General features: G+C 65.3%; 12 protein-coding genes. 8 read left to right on the forward strand and 4 right to left on the reverse strand.

Annotation, left to right across the window (positions count from 1 at the left end; translation table 11 throughout):
* Position 1 precedes the first annotated feature (1 nt).
* The 3 genes from VNK82_08500 to VNK82_08510 are packed head-to-tail and all read right to left on the reverse strand — an operon-like array spanning position 2 to position 7,586.
* On the reverse strand, positions 2–3,994 hold the full coding sequence (locus tag VNK82_08500) for a translocation/assembly module TamB domain-containing protein (GenBank protein ID HXE90986.1): 3,993 nt from the start codon (positions 3,992–3,994) through the stop codon (positions 2–4).
* Positions 3,991–4,641, reverse strand: coding sequence for a SurA N-terminal domain-containing protein (locus VNK82_08505; GenBank protein HXE90987.1), 651 nt, complete (start codon positions 4,639–4,641; stop codon positions 3,991–3,993). The genes VNK82_08500 and VNK82_08505 overlap by 4 nt, the downstream gene beginning before the upstream one ends.
* A complete protein-coding gene (locus tag VNK82_08510) occupies positions 4,641–7,586 on the reverse strand; it encodes a POTRA domain-containing protein (protein ID HXE90988.1) in 2,946 nt (981 codons plus the stop codon). Before VNK82_08510 ends, VNK82_08505 begins: the two co-directional genes overlap by 1 nt.
* 160 nt (positions 7,587–7,746) lie before the next feature.
* Here VNK82_08510 and VNK82_08515 point away from each other — a divergent pair, with 160 nt between their 5' ends.
* From VNK82_08515 to VNK82_08550, 8 genes are all read left to right on the forward strand, one after another.
* The gene (locus VNK82_08515; GenBank protein ID HXE90989.1) at positions 7,747–8,769 is read left to right on the forward strand and encodes a ThiF family adenylyltransferase; all 1,023 of its coding nucleotides are present in this window, start codon (positions 7,747–7,749) and stop codon (positions 8,767–8,769) included.
* A gap of 104 nt (positions 8,770–8,873) precedes the next feature.
* Positions 8,874–10,148 carry an MFS transporter gene (locus VNK82_08520; GenBank protein HXE90990.1) on the forward strand — a complete coding sequence of 425 codons (1,275 nt, stop codon included), beginning with the start codon at positions 8,874–8,876 and terminating at the stop codon, positions 10,146–10,148.
* A gap of 171 nt (positions 10,149–10,319) precedes the next feature.
* Complete coding sequence (locus VNK82_08525; protein ID HXE90991.1) at positions 10,320–10,925, forward strand: RNA polymerase sigma factor; 606 nt, start codon at positions 10,320–10,322, stop codon at positions 10,923–10,925.
* 64 nt (positions 10,926–10,989) lie between these two features.
* Entirely contained in the window at positions 10,990–11,622 is a 633-nt protein-coding gene (locus tag VNK82_08530) for a hypothetical protein (protein ID HXE90992.1), read from the forward strand.
* Positions 11,619–12,473 carry a DUF4097 family beta strand repeat-containing protein gene (locus tag VNK82_08535; GenBank protein HXE90993.1) on the forward strand — a complete coding sequence of 285 codons (855 nt, stop codon included), beginning with the start codon at positions 11,619–11,621 and terminating at the stop codon, positions 12,471–12,473. Before VNK82_08530 ends, VNK82_08535 begins: the two co-directional genes overlap by 4 nt.
* A 4-nt stretch (positions 12,474–12,477) precedes the next feature.
* The gene (locus VNK82_08540; GenBank protein ID HXE90994.1) at positions 12,478–13,047 is read left to right on the forward strand and encodes a shikimate kinase; all 570 of its coding nucleotides are present in this window, start codon (positions 12,478–12,480) and stop codon (positions 13,045–13,047) included.
* A gap of 15 nt (positions 13,048–13,062) precedes the next feature.
* The gene (locus VNK82_08545; protein HXE90995.1) at positions 13,063–13,812 is read left to right on the forward strand and encodes a hypothetical protein; all 750 of its coding nucleotides are present in this window, start codon (positions 13,063–13,065) and stop codon (positions 13,810–13,812) included.
* Positions 13,813–13,861: 49 nt separating this feature from the next.
* Positions 13,862–14,929, forward strand: coding sequence for an AI-2E family transporter (locus VNK82_08550; GenBank protein HXE90996.1), 1,068 nt, complete (start codon positions 13,862–13,864; stop codon positions 14,927–14,929).
* Positions 14,930–14,939: 10 nt separating this feature from the next.
* Here the strand turns inward: VNK82_08550 and galT are convergent, their stop codons facing one another.
* A complete protein-coding gene (gene galT / locus VNK82_08555; protein HXE90997.1) occupies positions 14,940–15,962 on the reverse strand; it encodes a galactose-1-phosphate uridylyltransferase in 1,023 nt (340 codons plus the stop codon).
* Positions 15,963–16,028 lie beyond the last annotated feature (66 nt).

Raw genomic sequence — 16,028 nt, forward strand, 5'->3', positions numbered from 1 at the left:
TCTACTTCTTTCGCTGCCGGATTCTCAACTCAAAACCGACCACGCCGTTCTGGTCGCGCACCGCCACCAGCGAGACGGTCCGGCTAAGGTAGAACTCGCCCTGTATGACCTGCTGCGAGGACTGGGACAGGTTCGTGATGTAGGTGAGCGTGACGTGCGGCGAAACCTGCTGCTCGATCGTGAGGCGGGCGTTGGGATTGTTCTCCGGACCGGCGACCTGCGGGTCGATCTTGATGCGGCTGACGCCGAACAGCCGCTGCACACGGCTGCTGAGCGTGGCATTCAAGGCGGAGCCCAGCAACGCACTGGCCTCATCCTGGCCGAACGTGTCCGTGGTTTGCCGGGTCATGACGGTCTCCTCGCGGGTACGGCCCAAGGCGAGCAACGCGATGATGTCCGGGGTGGGCAGGGGCGGGTCGGAGCGGTAGGTGGTGGTCAGGTGGTCGATCGGGCCGTGCAAGCCGATGGAGATGTCGTACTGACGGACCCGGGCGGAGGCGTCCAGGTCGAGCACCGGCTCCACCCGCACCGGGTTGGAGAACGTAATCTCGCCCTGGTTGATGCGATACTCCGTGCCGCTGAAGACGATGCGGCCTTCGGTGATGTCGACGCGCCCCAGCACCGCGGGGGCCGCGGCCGTGCCGCGCAGGCGAAGGTCCACGTCCCCGGAGATGCGGGCCAGAGAGGTCTGCACCTCCAGGGAAGGCGTGGAGGTGATGTGCACGTCGAACCGCAATTTTTCCACCAGGTTCGCGGGTCCCGGAAGGGCCATCGGCGCCCGCCGCGAAACCAGGTAGGCGGCAAAGTCGAACTTGGGGCTGACCGTGAAACGCCGTACCGTGACTTCGCCGGAGAGCAGCGAGCCCGCGGCCGAGCCCACGAACCGCAGGTCGGCATCTGCGACCGAACTGATGCCGGGAGGATGGCGCAGGCGAATCTCGCGCCCACGGGCGGTGAGATCGAAGAAAAGACCGCGGGAATAGGCGACCGAGCCTCCCAGGTCGAGCGTGCCTCCGCCGGTGCGGGCCGTGAGCGATTCGATCTGCAGGCGATTCTGGTTGAACGTCATCTGGCCGTTGATTTCGCTCAAGGCATTGGGCGCGTCGATGAAGGCCAGGGACGCGTCTGCGATGCGCAGCTTGCCGAACAGATTGGGCTGCTGCGCGGTGCCGGTGATGGTCAGGTCCATGGTGGCGTCGCCCGAAGCCTGGAAGTTCGGGTCGAGGGACTGCAGCAGGCGGAAGTTCACACGTCCCTGGGAGCGAAGGTCCAGACGGCGCGCACCCAGGAGTTCGGCGCGGCCCTGGGCCGAAAGGTCCGTGCCCGTGCCGACGATGTGGAAGCGCCTCACCTCCAGCGTCCCGTTGCGCACCGCGAACTGGATGAGGCCGTCGTTCTCCAGGCGGACGCCGGCAATCTCCGCGGCCAACTGTGAAACCTCCGCATCCAGGGAAAGGGCTTTGCGGTCACCGAGCGGCCCCTCGATTCGGAGCTGACCTGCCATAGCGGAATGTCCGGTGATTCGCCCGGGCACCACCGCTCGCAGCAGCGGATCGATGTCGAGCCGGGCGAAGCGTACTGCGAGTTGGGCGGGCCAGCCGGCGCGCAAGCCGATCTGGCCATCGGCGTCGAGCTCGGCCTGTTGGAATGCGGAGCGGGCCCTGAGATGCAACGTTCCCGCGCGGGTGACGGCGTGAGCTTCGAGGTCGCCCGCTTCCTCTCCGTTGAGCACGAGGTCGGTCAGACGCACATCCGCCGAAAGGTCAGGCTGGGCGAGAGTTCCGCGACCCTGCAGCCGGAACGCAAACTGACCGCCAGTCGAGAACTGCGGACGCTGCAGGCGCCGGAACCTCGAAAGCTGGAAACCTGAACCATCGAGATCGAGCCGGAAAGAGCGATCGGCAAAACGCCAGGCGGCCGTGCCTGCAGCGCGCCCACCGTTTTGCGCCATCACGAGTTCACTGAGCTCGAGTTCCCCTTGCCGGACGCGGAGGCCGGAAGCGAACGCCCGGAACGGCTCACCGAACAGTTCTGCCTCTCTTACCTCCAGCCTGCCCTCGCCTCGTGGATCGAGCCACGTGCCGCGGGCGGAGAACTCGAGGTCCAGAACGCCGCGAAGCGGATAGCTGGTCCCGGCCAGCGACTGCAGCCGGTCGAGGGAGGCATCCCGTATCCGGACGTTGCTCGTCAGCGGCGCCGATGGCTCCAGGCGGCCGTGGCGAAGCTCGGTCGCCAGGTCGAATGCGATGTGGGCCGCATCATGCAGCAGCTCAGCATTGCGGATTTCGAGGTGCGCAGCCGAATAGTCCAGGTCAGCGGAGAACGCGTCAAAATGCATGGTCAGCGGGCTGCCTTCCGCACCCGTGGGCCGCGTTACGGCAAATTCCGCCGCGGTGAATCGGCCTTGGAGCCGTGGCGACCCAAGTGCTCCGCTCAGGCGCCCGTCGAAAGCGGCCCGCCCTTCAGGCTCCAGGTGGAGCGGAAGCGACGAAGCGAATATGTCCAGAACCTTGCGCGCCTCAGCCAGGCGATCCAGGCGCAGCGAGACCTCCATCGAAGCCCCCGGCGAACCGAGCGAACCGACAGCCTCCAGCCGCGAAGCCGGTGTGGCTAAGTGCAGATGCTCCAGACTGAGAGATCGCGCCTCGGAGCGATAGGCGCCCACAATCGCGCCCCTAAGCGGCCAGTCTTCCGATTGCGGCGCGGCCGGTGGAACGATATCGAGCGCGAATGCCCAGTTCGCAGCCGCAAGAGCGCCGCGCCAGGCCAGCTTCACGGTGCCCGCCGCGCTGCCGGCAAACTTCAGGCGCGCAAGTGGAAGCGATTCCGTGGAAACTGCGCCGGCCAGCGCGGCCAGGCGGATGCCGGTGAGCTTGAGGTTCGCCACACCCCGTGGCGCAGACTTTTCGTCAGCGCGCCACGGCGTCCAGTTCTCGACCGCGACCGACCCGGTAAGATTGCCTCCCATCGCGTGGGCGAAGACGTTGGAAAAAGCGAGGCGCTCTCGGCTGCCGGTGAACTGCGCTCCTCCCGCAAGGCCGGAGAGGCGAACCCCGGGCGTCTGCCAGCTGACATCCGCCCAACGCATGCGCCCGGAAAAGGTGAGTTCCCGCGGTGGGCCGCTGCCCTCGCCGCTGAACTCGATCCGGCCGCTCCGTAGGGCCGGCCGGTGAACCAGCGGGCCAAACTCGCGCAGATCCAGCGCTCCCGAGTAGTTCACGCGAAGATCGGGTTCCACGAAGCTCTCGACGCGGGCCGTCGCCTCAAGGCGTGATGTTTTCGAGTCCCAGCGCAGGCTGGAGATTTCCGCCGCCTTGGGCCAGATGCGGAAGATCACCCGTGTCCGCGAGGTCAGTGGTGGGGCTCCGCCATAGCGGAACTCGATGTTCCCCAGCGAAAGGTCTCCGTCGTACCTGCGGTCGAACCGTGCGAACGCCAGAGAGAGCGTGACGCCTCGAACTGTAAGGTCGAGCGGAATGCGGCGTTCGTTCCAGGACAATTCGCCGCCGGTGATGTCGAGGCGGTCGACCGAGAGCGCATGGAGGTTCGCCGGCGTGCCTGCGCCTTTCGGTCGGCTGGTGCCGGGCATCGGCACGTTGAGCGAGCCATCCGGAAAGGTAATGATGCGGACGACCGGCCGCGTCACCACGATTTCGCGCACGCCAAAACTCGGCCGGAACAGTGACAGCACCTTCAGGCGAACGCTGAGGGATTCGATGCGAGCGAGCGCGGGCTCTCCCTTCGGCTCGCGACCGTGCAGCACCATCTCGCGAGCCTCAAAGCCCAGGTTCCAGAGGTCCCAGTGGAAAGAGCCGATTTCGACGCGAGTCCCAATCGCTTCCTCGATGCCCTCCACCATTTGCGCGCGCAAGCGGGCTTCGAAGGCCTCACTCGACAAGTACCATCCCACAAGCAACCCGCTTGCCAGCACGAAGATGACGAGACGCAGCAGCCATCGGCCACGGCGGCGCGGCTTGGGCACGGACTCGTTCATCGCACCTGAATCTCCGTTTGTGTACGCAGCGCTTTCAGCCACGAGGCCACGAGCTCATTCACGCGTTGTTCCGTGAGCAGGCGCTCGATCCGCTCGCGCACTTCAGCCAGCGACGGCACAGGCGCGTTCTTCGCCTGGAGCTGCGGCGCAAGCTGGTCGCGGTAGTAGGCTTCGACGGCGGCCGGCTCGACATAGACGGTGGAGCGGAAACGCTGGTCGATGTAACGCTCCAGGTCGAGCTGGAGGGCCAGGCGCTGGCGAAGCGTGTCTTCGGTCAGTCCGTAACGAGCGAGCAGGGCGTGCCACGCAGCGTCGTCCTGTCCCTGGGGAAGGCGCTCCCGGACGTTGCGCAGGCGCTCTGCTACGTCCTCCGAGGTGGCAGGCTCGAAGCCGGTGTTCTCCATCTGCTGCTGCAGCAAGGCTTGATCGATCAAGCGCTGGAGAGTGGCCTGGCGGTCGGCGGCGCCAATCTGTTCGACCGGGCGGCCCTCCAACAGGCACTCCACACGCACCGCCTCCTCCCACTCGCTCTCGGCGATGATGCGCGAATCGACGGTGGCGACGATGCGATCCAGGAGCTGGCCGGCGTGCATCACGGGCGCCGCAGCCAGGAAGACAAGCAAGGCGATTCGTAAGCGACAAATCATCAGAATGTCTGCCCGATGCTGAAGAAGATGTTGAAGTGCCGCAGCGTTTCCGATCGGCCCTCCTCGCGGATGGGAAACGTGGGCGGGTTGAGGTTGTATCCGAAGTCGACGCGCACCGGGCCGATGGGGGTCTGGTAGCGGAGGCCGCCTCCGACGGCATTGGACATGTAATTGAGGTCGCAGCGGGCGTTCAGGGTCAGCAGGCGGCACTGGGCGGGGTTCGGCTGGGACCAGCGCCCGAGGCCGCGGAACAGGTCGCGGGCGCTCTCGAAGACGTTGCCGGCATCATGGAACAGGACAAAGCTCACGTTCTCGCGCAGGTAGGGCAAGGTAACCGGCGGAAGGCGCAGTTCCACGTTGTTCAGGAACAGGGCCTGCCCGCCGAGCGGGAACCCGGTCTCGCGGTCGCGCGGGCCGGCCTGGTTGATGGCAAAGCCGCGATGCGAATTGCCGCCGCCGCTGAACAGCCGCTCGGGCAGCGGGATGATGTCTGTGGTATCGAACGGCTCGGTGAATCCGATGCGAGTCGAGCGCGCCAGCACGATGCTGCGCCGCCGGAAAGCGTGGTAGGTGGTGTTCTGCAGGAACAGCCGCCAGTAATCGGCCTCCGAACCGAAGATCTTGCTGGAGATGCCCAGGTCGCTGGTGAGGTACCAGCCCCGGGTCGAGTTGATGGGGTCGTCGCGCGTATCGCGAATGTAGGTGACGCTCGGAATGCCGACGCGCACCGGCTGCGACAGCAGGGGAATCAGGGCCGGCTCGATCCTCAGGCTGGATTCGTCCACCTGGACCCGGCGGAAGGCGAACCGGTAGAGCAGCGTCGTGGCCTTGCTGAGTACGTGATCGGCCTGGATGGAACCTTCGAGGCGCTCGGAGGTGAAGGTGCGGACGTCGCTGGTGCTGTCATAGAAGGCGGTAAGAGACAGCCGCAGGTTCTCCTTGTCAAACCAGCGTGGCGCAATATAGCCGATGAGCCCTCGCTGCTGCAGGCGCCCGACGCGCGACTTAAAGACCAGGGAGTGGTCGCGTCCGCGGAAGTTGATGCGTGTCACGTCGAAAGAGAATCGGGGGCTGGCTTCAAGGTCGCCCTGGGGCTCGACCCCGGCGGCCCCGGTCTGCACCTCGAACCCGGCGCCGTAGTCGAACGTCCATCGACTGGCTTCCTCCACCTGGATGAGCACGTTCTTGTTGCGCGCATTCCCGTCAGGATTCTGCACGCCGATATCGACTTCGTTGAACAACCCCAGGTCGTAAAGACGGCGCTGGGTCTCCAGCATGTCCGACAGCGAGAGAGGTCCGCCCGGCGAGATGCGCACCTGCCGGTTCACCGTCTCCGGGCGGGTGTAGCGGAGACCGCTTACGATCACCTGATCGGCGAAGAACTGCGGGCCTTCATGGATCTCGAGGGTCACGTGCATGCGCGTGGCGTCGGCCGGATCGGGCTGCGAGGAGAATTCCAGCGTGGCCTCCGGGAACCCGCGGTTGAAGTAGAAGTTGCGCACCAGGTCGCGGTCGCTCAGGACGTTCGCCTCTGAGAACGGCTGCCCCTCAATGATGGAAATCATCGAGCGGATCTGTTCCTCGGCCACGGCCTTGTTTCCGCGGATGGCCAGCGACGCCACGCGGGTTTGTGGCCCCTCCTCGATGCTCAGCACCACCCGCAGGCGGTCGCCCTCGAACTGCTCGACGCGGCTGGAAACCTTCACCTGCGCGAATCCGTTCGAGGTATAGAGCGCCCGAACGGCCTCAATGTCGCTGGCCAGAATGGACTGGCTGAAGCGCCCGTGGGAAAGCAGCCACCCGGCTTCGTGCATCCACAGGCGTTCCCGGATGAGGTCGTCTGCGAAGTAGTGGTTGCCGGTAATGACGATCTCCGCCAGCTGGTGACGTTGGCCGCGTTCCACCTGGTAGACGATGGTGCGGCGGTCGGCCGCGGGATCGTCCTGTGTGGCGTACCCGACCGTGGCGTCGAAGTACCCGCGCGTCTGCATGTGGTCGCGCAGGTTGCGGCGTCCTTCGTTCAGCAGGTCCTCGTCCACGGCGTTCTCCTCGTAGACGGGGAAGAGCCTGCGGATCTCGCTGCGGCTGGGGCGCGCGCCTTCCACTTTGATCTCCACCTGAGGTCCGCGGCGAAGGTCGAACACATAGTCCACGGTGTTGGTCTTCTCCTGGTAGAGGCGGCTCTTGAGCGCGACCTCGGACTCCAGCCTTTGCTGCTTCTGATACGCCTTTCGCAGCCGCTCGAGCGCCCGCGTCAGGCGCTTCTGGGTGACCGCATCGCCGGGACGGAGCTTGGCGATCCGTATGACTTCGGCGTCGCTGAAGCCGGGGTCGCCCTCGACCCGCACGTCCCCTACGCGGGCGCGCTCGCCGGGCGTGACCCGGAAGTGAAGGTCCACGAGCTGCGTCGCCGGACGCTCGCTGTGTTCAAATCCGACCTGGGCACGAAAGTAGCCCTCGTCGGCCAGAACATCTCTCATTCTCGCGAGCGCCGCCTCCATCTGGTTCGGCGCCCAGGGCTCACCCAACTGCAGCTTGGCTGCCGCCAGCACCTGCTTGCCGCTGGGTTCGCTGCCGGGAGCACCCTCGATGGTCAGCGATCCGATGAAATAGCGCGGGGCCGTCAGGAACACAAGGTCGACCTGGCCTTCGGCGACCGGTTCCGCCTCGGCGCGAATATCGGAAAAGAAGCCGGATGCGTACAGCGCCTGTACGCTCTGGCGGACCCGTGTGCGATCCAGCGGTTGGCCCACGGGCTGCGCCACGCGCTCCAGCAGGTGCTGGGCCTGCCCGGCCATGGCGCCGCGCAACTCCACCCTGCGGACCGTCTTGCCGTAGACGTCGGAGTCCGGGCTAACAGGTGCGGCTTCTTGACCGCCCAGGGGCAGGACGCACCCGGACAGCACTAAAAGAGCGCCGATACGTGCCGCGCACTTCCCCGTCAATAAGGCCTCGTAGCTCCGGTTGCGAGCAACGGAGTGAATGAATTCCTGTAATGCGATGAGCGCGCACAGCCTTCGCGTTGCACTCCCGGCCGCCGTCCGCTGCGGTCGATTCGGACGGCGGCCACGCGCCCTCCTATAATAAATGCGTCGAGGTCCAAGGATGCCGGGGTCACCGGAAAGTCGTTACTCGAGGCAGGAGCTGTTCGCGGGCATCGGGCCCGAAGGCCAGCGGAAGGTGCAGGCCGCGCGGGTGGCCATTGTGGGCTGTGGCGCCACCGGGTCGGGAGCCGCCGGCCTGCTGGCGCGCGCCGGCGTGGGTTCTTTGCGCATTGTGGATCGCGACTACGTCGAGCCAAGCAACCTGCAGCGGCAGTCGCTATTCGACGAGCAGGATGCGGCTGAGAGCGTGCCCAAGGCCATCGCTGCCGCGCGCAAGATTGCGGCCTTCAATTCCGGCATCGTTGTCGAGCCGGAAGTGGCCGATCTGACCCCGGGCAACGTTGAGCGTTTGCTTTCCGGCATCCAGCTCATCCTCGATGGAACCGACAACTTCGAGACCCGGTACCTGATCAACGACTGGGCGGTGAAAACCCGCATCCCCTGGATCTACACCGCCGCGGTGGGTAGCTATGCCGTCACCCTGAACATCGTTCCCGGAGAGACAGCGTGCCTCGCCTGCTTGTTTCCCGAACCGCCGCGCGGGACGGTGGAAACCTGCGACACGGCCGGCATCCTCAATCCCGCGGCGCAACTGGCGGCGTCGCTCGAAGCTGCTGAGGCGCTGAAGTTCCTCGCAGGCGCCCGGGAGCGTTTGCGTCCTACGCTGCTTTCCTGGGACGTGTGGACCAACCAGCGCTCGGAGATCGATGCCTCACGTCCCCGCGCGAACTGTCGCGCCTGCGGCGCGGGGGACTTCATCCATCTGGCGGGTCAGGGACGGCCACACATCACCCTGTGCGGGCGCAACTCGGTGCAGATCCACGAGCGCGAGCGACCCATCGACTTCGCGGAGATGACGCGCCGCCTGGAACCCCACGGGCGCGTGCGCCACAACCAGTTTGTCCTCAAGTTCTGGCGGGATGACTACGAAATGACGCTGTTCCCCGACGGCCGCGCCATCGTCAAGGGGACCACCGATACTGCGGCGGCGCGCAGCCTGTATGCCCGCTACGTTGGTTCCTAGGTTCCCGACGGGTCGCACCATGCCCAGCGAACGCATGAATCTGTTATCTTCTAGCCTTCGTCCGGCCGGGAACCGCAGGCCCTTCGCCGCGCGATCTATCTTCCATGGGAACTCCAATCTCTCTCGCTCAGCCGGAGCCTCCGAAGTGGTATCGCTGGATGGTGCTGATGTTCATCAGCCTGGCGATGTTCGGCAACTACTACCTGTATGACAGCATTGCGCCTGTCGCTGACCTGCTGAAGCAACAGCTCAACTTCACCGACGAGCAGTACGGACTGCTGTCTTCGGTGTATTCCTGGAGCGCCATTCCGTTCCTGTTGTTCGGCGGGCCCATCATTGACCGCCGGGGCACCCGCGTGGCCACTCTCCTGTTCGGAGCCATCTGCGCGATTTCCGGCTTCATGATGATTGCTTCCACCGACTACCGCGTCATGGTAGTGGGACGGTTCCTGCTGGCCAGCGCCGAACCGCTGATTGCCGCCATCACCGCGGCCATCGCCAAGTGGTTCAAGGGCAAGGAACTGGGGTTCGCTCTGGGCGTGAACCTGGTCATCGCGCGCCTGGGCCAGACGGCCGCCGACTGGTCTCCCACCTGGGCGCGAGCTGCCTACGGCGACTGGCGGACCCCCCTGGTCGTCGCCGCCTTCCTCGGAACCACCTGTGTGATCGGCGCGGCGATCTACTGGGTGCTGGAGAAGAAAGCCGAGCGCAAGTATTCGCTCGGGGAGGCCGGATCGACCGACAAGCTGGTCCTCTCCGACCTCATCAGGTTCAATCGCGCTTTCTGGTACATCACCGCCGTCTGCGTGGCGTTCTATTCCGTCATCTTTCCGTTCCGCAGCTTCTCCATCAAGTTCTTCATTGAAGCGCACCAGGCAGAGCGCTCCTTCGCGGGCCAGCTGAACAGCGTCATGCCGGTTGCAGCCATGTTTGCCACCGTGCTTTTCGGTCTGCTCTCGGATCGCATCGGGCGCCGTGCTTCGCTCATGCTGCTGGGCACGCTGATCCTGGTTCCCGTCTTTCCCATCCTGGGATACACGCAGGTGACGCTCTATCTGCCGATCGCCATGGTGGGAATCGCGTTTTCTCTGGTCCCCGCCCTGATGTGGCCTTCGGTAGCCTACCTGGTGGAGCAGAACCGGCTGGGGAGCGCCTATGCCTTAATGTTCTTGCTGCAGCAGATCGGGGTCGGCGCTCTGGACTGGCTGGTGGGCCGCGCCAACGACTACGCCGGGGCCAGCGCCGTCAACCCCGCCGGCTACCTGCCCATGATGTGGATTTTCACTGTCCTGGGTATGATTGCCCTGGTCTTCGCCTTCCTGCTGTGGCGCACGGAAACCGGGCCCCAGGCGCGGGGTCTGGAAACCATCCGGGCGTAGCCAGAAACCCTGATTTTGCGGGCCCCCGAAGCGCCGCCCCGTTGACGGTACCCTTCCCCGGCCTTTACCCTCGCCCCGGGACCCTTTTGGGGGGTACCCGGACGGGCTAAGCGATACAACGGAATACCACTTCGGCCGCATCTATTTAGGCAGCGGCCTGACAAGGGCCGATTGAGTCAGAAAAAGCCAGCACCCGCGGGTGGGCTATCGGAAGCGGAAGCCATCGCCGGAGCCCAAAAGGGGGACGCAGAAGCGTTCGAGGTCTTGTACAGCCTCCACAAGCGCCGCGTTTACTCCCTGTGCCTGCGGATGACCAGCAATACGGCTGAGGCCGAGGACCTGACGCAGGAAGCGTTCCTGCAGTTGTTCCGGAAGATCGGTACGTTCCGTGGCGAGTCGGCGTTCTCGACCTGGCTGCACCGGCTCTCGGTCAACGTAGTGCTGATGCACCTACGGAAAAAGGGGCTTCCGTCGGTGCCGCTCGAGGAGGTACTCGAGCCGCAGCAGGAAGACGGCCCACGGAAAGAGTTCGGGGAGAACGACCTCGCCCTGGTGGGCTCGGTCGATCGCGTTAACCTCGAACGCGCCATCGCGGAACTGCCGGTGGGCTATCGGACGATCTTCGTGCTGCACGACGTGCAAGGCTTCGAGCACAACGAAATCGCCGCAATGATTGGTTGCTCGGTGGGCAACAGCAAGTCGCAGCTTCACAAGGCACGGTTGAAGCTGCGGGAATTGCTGCGGCTGGAAAGGGCGGCCAGGCGGGAGAAGGAGTAAACACAGGAAGTGACGATACGGCTTGCGTGCCGGGCCGAAAACGCGGAAGATTTGAGGTAGCGTCATGACGTGTACGGAGTTTCAAAAGGTCTTGGGCGACACCCTGGAGGGCCCGACGGGCGCTGAGCAGCAGGCGCATCTGGATGCCTGCGCGGTGTGCGCTGTCCTGGTACAGGACCTGCACCTGATCCGCGAGGAGGCAGCCCGGCTGCCGCTCGCCGAGCCCGGCCCGCAGGTCTGGCTGGGAATTCACCAGGCTCTGGAGAAGGAAGGCCTGATCAAGGACGCAGAACCCGCGCGGGTGCTGCGTCCGGTTTGGTCTTTGCCGCGCTTCCTCGGGTCGCCAGGTTGGCAGGTCGGCGCGATGGCTGCCGCCCTTGCGGTGGTCTGCGGCATGATCCTTTCCGACGCCATCGCTCCCCGGCTGGCGCCGGACGCGACCCAGGCGCTGCTGCAGAGCGCGCTGCCCGAGGACGACGTGACCTTGCTGCAAGCCGTTGAGGCTCGCTCGCCTGCCCTGCGTCCGGCTTACGAGGAAAGCTTGCGCGGAGCCAACGCTTACATCGCCGACGTGCAGCAGTCCCTGGTCGAGAATCCTAATGACGCGCGCGCGCGTGAGATGCTGATGCGCGCCTACCAGCAGAAGGCCGCCATCTACGAGATGGCCATGGCTCATTCGGCGGAACCGATTCAATGACACGCTGGCACCCGGCCGCGGGTTTCTTGGCAGTCACCCTCTTCGCCCTCTCCGCTCCGGCAGCGGAAACGCGGGAGGACTTTCGCTACGCCGTCGGCCCGCAGGCCACGCTCAACCTCTCCAACGAATACGGAGCCATTGTCGTCAAGCCCTCCGCCGCAGTCCGGCAGGTGACGGTGTCGGCGACCACCCGCTCCGGCAAGGTGTACGTGGCTGCCGGCCAGCGCGGTAACCGCATCGAAATCCGCACCACGGTGCTGGAACCGCTGCTCTCGGGCGATGAGGGCCGCGTGGACTACGATGTGGCGGTGCCGGCCGGCACCAACGTCAGCGTGCATGCCGGCAGCGGCTCCGTGATGATGGAAGGGCTGCGGGGAGATATCGAGGCGGAGAGCGAATCCGCGCCCGTCGAGGTGCGCGACGTCGCCGGCGTCCATGTGCATGTCCGTTCTCTCTCCGGCGATATCACGCTTACCCGCGTCCGCAACGCCCACGTCGAGATCCAGTCGCAGAGCGGCGAAGTCAAGCTGGAGAACGTCAGCGGTCCGCTGCTGGCGGTCAATTCCACTCGCGGAAACATCCGCTACTCCGGCGACTTTGGCTTCGGCGGCCGCTACTCGCTCACCAGCCACGCGGGCGATATCGACGTCTCCCTGCCCGAAACGGCTTCCGTGGACCTTACGGCGCATTCTGAAAAGGGTTCGGTAAGGAACGAGGTGCCGATGTTCACCCGCGGGTCGGCCAGTGTCCCTCCTCCTGCCGGTCGTTCCTTCGCAGGTACTTCCCACTCAGGTTCCTCCACGGTTCGGCTGCTCTCCTTCAGTGGTAGAATCCGCGTGAAAAAGCAGTAGCGGTTTGCACGAATTTACGGCAGCCAACGCCCGCATGGGAGCCCAGCCGCCACCCCGGGTTGTGTTCCTGACCGGCTTTATGGGAGCGGGCAAGACCAGCGTGGGCCGGGCACTGGCCACCCGGCTGGATTGGCAGTTCGTGGACCTGGACGAGCGGGTGGAACAGCAGCAAGGGCGCAGCATCGCGCAGATCTTCCGTGAATCCGGCGAAGCGGCGTTTCGCGTGGCTGAACACGCGGCCCTCGCTTCCCTGCTGCAGCAGGCGGCGGAACACGCCATGGTGACGGCGCTGGGAGGCGGTACTCTGAGCCAGCCCCAGAATGCTCAGCGGCTGCGCCAGGCGGCGGCTGCGCTGGTGTTTTTGGATGCGCCCCTGGAGGTCTTGCTGGCGCGCTGCCGGCCGGCGGCTTCACAGCGGCCGCTGTTCAAGGACGAGGCCTCCTTCCGGAGGCTCTACGAGTCACGGCTTCCCGATTACCGGAGCGCCTCCCTTCGCGTAGACACCGCGAACCGGACTCCGGAGGACGTGGCGGCAGAGATTGCTACAGCCCTCGGTCTGGACCGGCGGGCATGACTGAGAGGAGGTGACGTGAAGAAAGTCCTGGGTGCTACGCTGCTCCTTCCCCTGCTTCTCGGTGTCGGTGGCCCGGCACTGGCTCAGAAATCCAAGGACAAGGCCAGAGGTGGCAACAAGATCCTGGATTCCGGCTCATTCGGCGTCTTCGTGGCCGGAAAGCGGGTAGCGACCGAGACTTTTCAGGTGGAGGAAACCCCCTCTAAGAGCATTGCCACGGCCGAGTTCAAGACCGTGGACGGGAGCGGCGCGGCTCAAACCTCCCAGCTCGAACTGGCGCCCAACGGCAACCTCCTGCGCTACGAGTGGAAAGAACTCAGCCCGGGCAAGGCCAGCGCCGTGGTCGGTATCAAGGACCAGTTCCTGGTCGAGCACATCGTCACCGCTCCCAATGAAAAGCCGACCGAGCTGCCGTTCATCCTTCCTGCGTCCACCCTCATCGTGGATGACAACTTCTTTCTGCACCGTCAGATCCTCGCCTGGCACTACCTGGCCACTAGTTGCACTCCCGCGCCCGAAAGGCCGGGCCAGTGCCGCCTGACACGGACCCAGTTCGGCATCTTCATTCCGCAACAGCACCGTCCCGTGATGGTCAGTCTGGAATATATGGGAAAGGAAAAGCTGCCGATCGCCGGCGTGGAGCGCGAGCTGGATCGCGTGAAGCTGGAAGCCGAAGGCGTCGAGTGGTCGCTCTGGCTGGACAGCCAGTACAGGCTCATTCGCGTGCTGGTGGCCGGGCAGAACGTCGAAATCCTGCGCGACTAGCGTCGCGGGCTGTGCGGTTCGTCTCCTGCTACCATACACGGCCAGAACCATGGCCTCCGAGCACCGATCCACGATCCTGTTTGCCGTGCTGGTCGGCATTGCGTTGTACGCCGCCTATCTGGTGCGCGACGTCCTGCTGCTGGTCTACGTCAGCGCCCTGTTCGCCGTGGTGCTCTCCCCGATATTGCAGGCCATCCAGCGGCTGCGCGTTCGCTCGTGGCAGCCGAGCCCGGGCTTTGCCATCATCGTGCTGCTCATGGCCGGCGCTGGGCTGCTCGCCCTGTTCTTCGGACTGGCTGTGCCGCCCATCTACCGCGATATCCGCGAGCTGGCGCAGGACTGGCCCCGGCAGCTTGCGGCCGCAGCCGAAAAACTGCGCCACCTGCCGCTGGGAGTGGAGTTCGATCCCGCATCCTTGCAGCAATACGCGGACGAGGCGATCGGCGGCGCCTTCGGCGTGTTTAAGCGCGTCGCCGGGGGAGTTTTCTGGCTGTTCAGTTGGTTGATCCTTACCGTCTATTTCATTCTGGACGGAGAGCGGACGTTCCGCTGGGCGATGTCCATGGTGCCGCATGAGCACCGACCACGGCTGGAAGCTACCCTGCTCCGGGCTCGCCAGCGGATGAGCCTATGGCTCATCGGCCAGGGCATGCTCATGCTGGCGCTCGGCGTGCTGAGCGCGATCGCCCTCGGACTGTTGGGTGTGCGCTATTTCTATGCGCTCGCCGTGCTGGGCGGCCTGGCCAACCTGGTTCCCATCATTGGTCCGGTGGCTACCGTCGTCGTGGCTGGAGTCGTGGCCCTGATCGATGGTTGGGGCAAGCTTGTGGGTGTACTGGCCTTCTATCTCGCCTACCAGCAGCTCGAGAATGCCTTCCTGACGCCGCGCATCATGCGCCACACCGTAAACCTGCCGCCACTTGCCGTCATCACCGCCTTGACCGTGGGAGGCGCGCTGGCGGGCGTGTTGGGGGCGCTGGTCGCCGTCCCCAGCGCCGCCCTCGCGGCCGTCCTCATCGACGAGTATTTAGTGCGCAAGGAAGCCGTCCTGGTTACGGCGGCGGTCGCCGAGCCGCAACCTGCCGTCGCCCATCCCTCCCCGCCGGCCACTTCCTGACCGGGGCCGCTCACTGACCGAAGCCGGGCAGGCTGTCCACGTTCACGTTGCGCAGGAACTCGGCGGCCGCTTCCGGCAGTACGGTGTTGATGAACATGCCCGTGCCCAGCTCGAAGCCCGCCACCTTGGTGAGCCGCGGGATCACGCTGATGTACCAGTGAAAGTAGGGCTCCCCTTCAGAACCCACGGGTCCGGAGCGCACCGTGTAGTTGAAGTCCGGGTTCTCCAGTCCGACGTACAGCTTGCCCAGGATGGTCTTCAAAACGCGCCCCAGGTCTTCGAGCTCGGCGTCATTGGCGGCCCCGAACGTGGCCATGTGCCGGCGCGGAAAGATGTGCAGGTTGAACGGCGAGGGCGACGCAAACGGCACCAGCGCCGTGAAGTGGTCCGTGGTCAGCACCACGCGCGTTCCCTCCGTCAATTCTTCGTCCATGATCTGGCAGAAGATGCACTCCCCGAACTCATCGTAGTGGCGCACCGCTTCGTACATGCGGGCGCGCACCTGGGAGGAAACGACGGGCGTGGCGATCATTTGGGAATGGGCGTGCTCCAGGCTGGCTCCGGCCGCCGATCCGTGGTTCTTGAACAGGATGACGTGAGCGATGCGGGAGTCTGCGATGGCAGCGTCATGGCGGGCCTTGTAGGCGCGCACGATGTCCACGACGTGCGATTCCGGCAACAGGGCCGGTGTCAGGGAATGATCCGGCGTCTCCACCAGCACGTCGTGCAGGCCGACGGCGTAAACGGTGCGCCGCGACTGTTGCACCTGGCGGGTCGGTTGGCCCTCGCGCGCCAGGGCCGAGAACTTGTTGGGGATGACGCGCACGCGCCAACCGCCATCGTTGTCCGCCGGCAGCCGCATGATCTCCGGCGGCGCCAGGTGTTCGTTGCCGGCGCAGAAGGGGCAGGTGGCGGAGTACGGCTCCGCGGGCTTCGCTTCCTTTTTCTGCACCATCTGGTCGGGACGCTTGGCGCGCTCGGTGGCGATCACCACCCACTCCTTGGTCACACGGTTCTGGCGCAATTCCGGCATGGGCCACCTCCCTTCTGGGCGCGGCTGAGGCTGCGGAGAATACCACACGCGCCGCGAGCTGGCGCG

The sequence above is a fragment of the Terriglobales bacterium genome (assembly GCA_035573675.1).
In the GTDB taxonomy this organism is placed as follows: Bacteria; Acidobacteriota; Terriglobia; order Terriglobales; family Acidobacteriaceae; genus DATMAB01.

Coding starts and splice junctions, on each gene's coding strand:
- VNK82_08500 (HXE90986.1), bottom strand. CDS start 3,994: ATGAACGAGTCCGTGCCCAAGCCGCGCCGCCGTGGCCGATGGCTGCTG.
- VNK82_08505 (HXE90987.1), bottom strand. CDS start 4,641: ATGATTTGTCGCTTACGAATCGCCTTGCTTGTCTTCCTGGCTGCGGCG.
- VNK82_08515 (HXE90989.1), top strand. CDS start 7,747: ATGCCGGGGTCACCGGAAAGTCGTTACTCGAGGCAGGAGCTGTTCGCG.
- VNK82_08520 (HXE90990.1), top strand. CDS start 8,874: ATGGGAACTCCAATCTCTCTCGCTCAGCCGGAGCCTCCGAAGTGGTAT.
- VNK82_08530 (HXE90992.1), top strand. CDS start 10,990: ATGACGTGTACGGAGTTTCAAAAGGTCTTGGGCGACACCCTGGAGGGC.
- VNK82_08535 (HXE90993.1), top strand. CDS start 11,619: ATGACACGCTGGCACCCGGCCGCGGGTTTCTTGGCAGTCACCCTCTTC.
- VNK82_08550 (HXE90996.1), top strand. CDS start 13,862: ATGGCCTCCGAGCACCGATCCACGATCCTGTTTGCCGTGCTGGTCGGC.
- galT (HXE90997.1), bottom strand. CDS start 15,962: ATGCCGGAATTGCGCCAGAACCGTGTGACCAAGGAGTGGGTGGTGATC.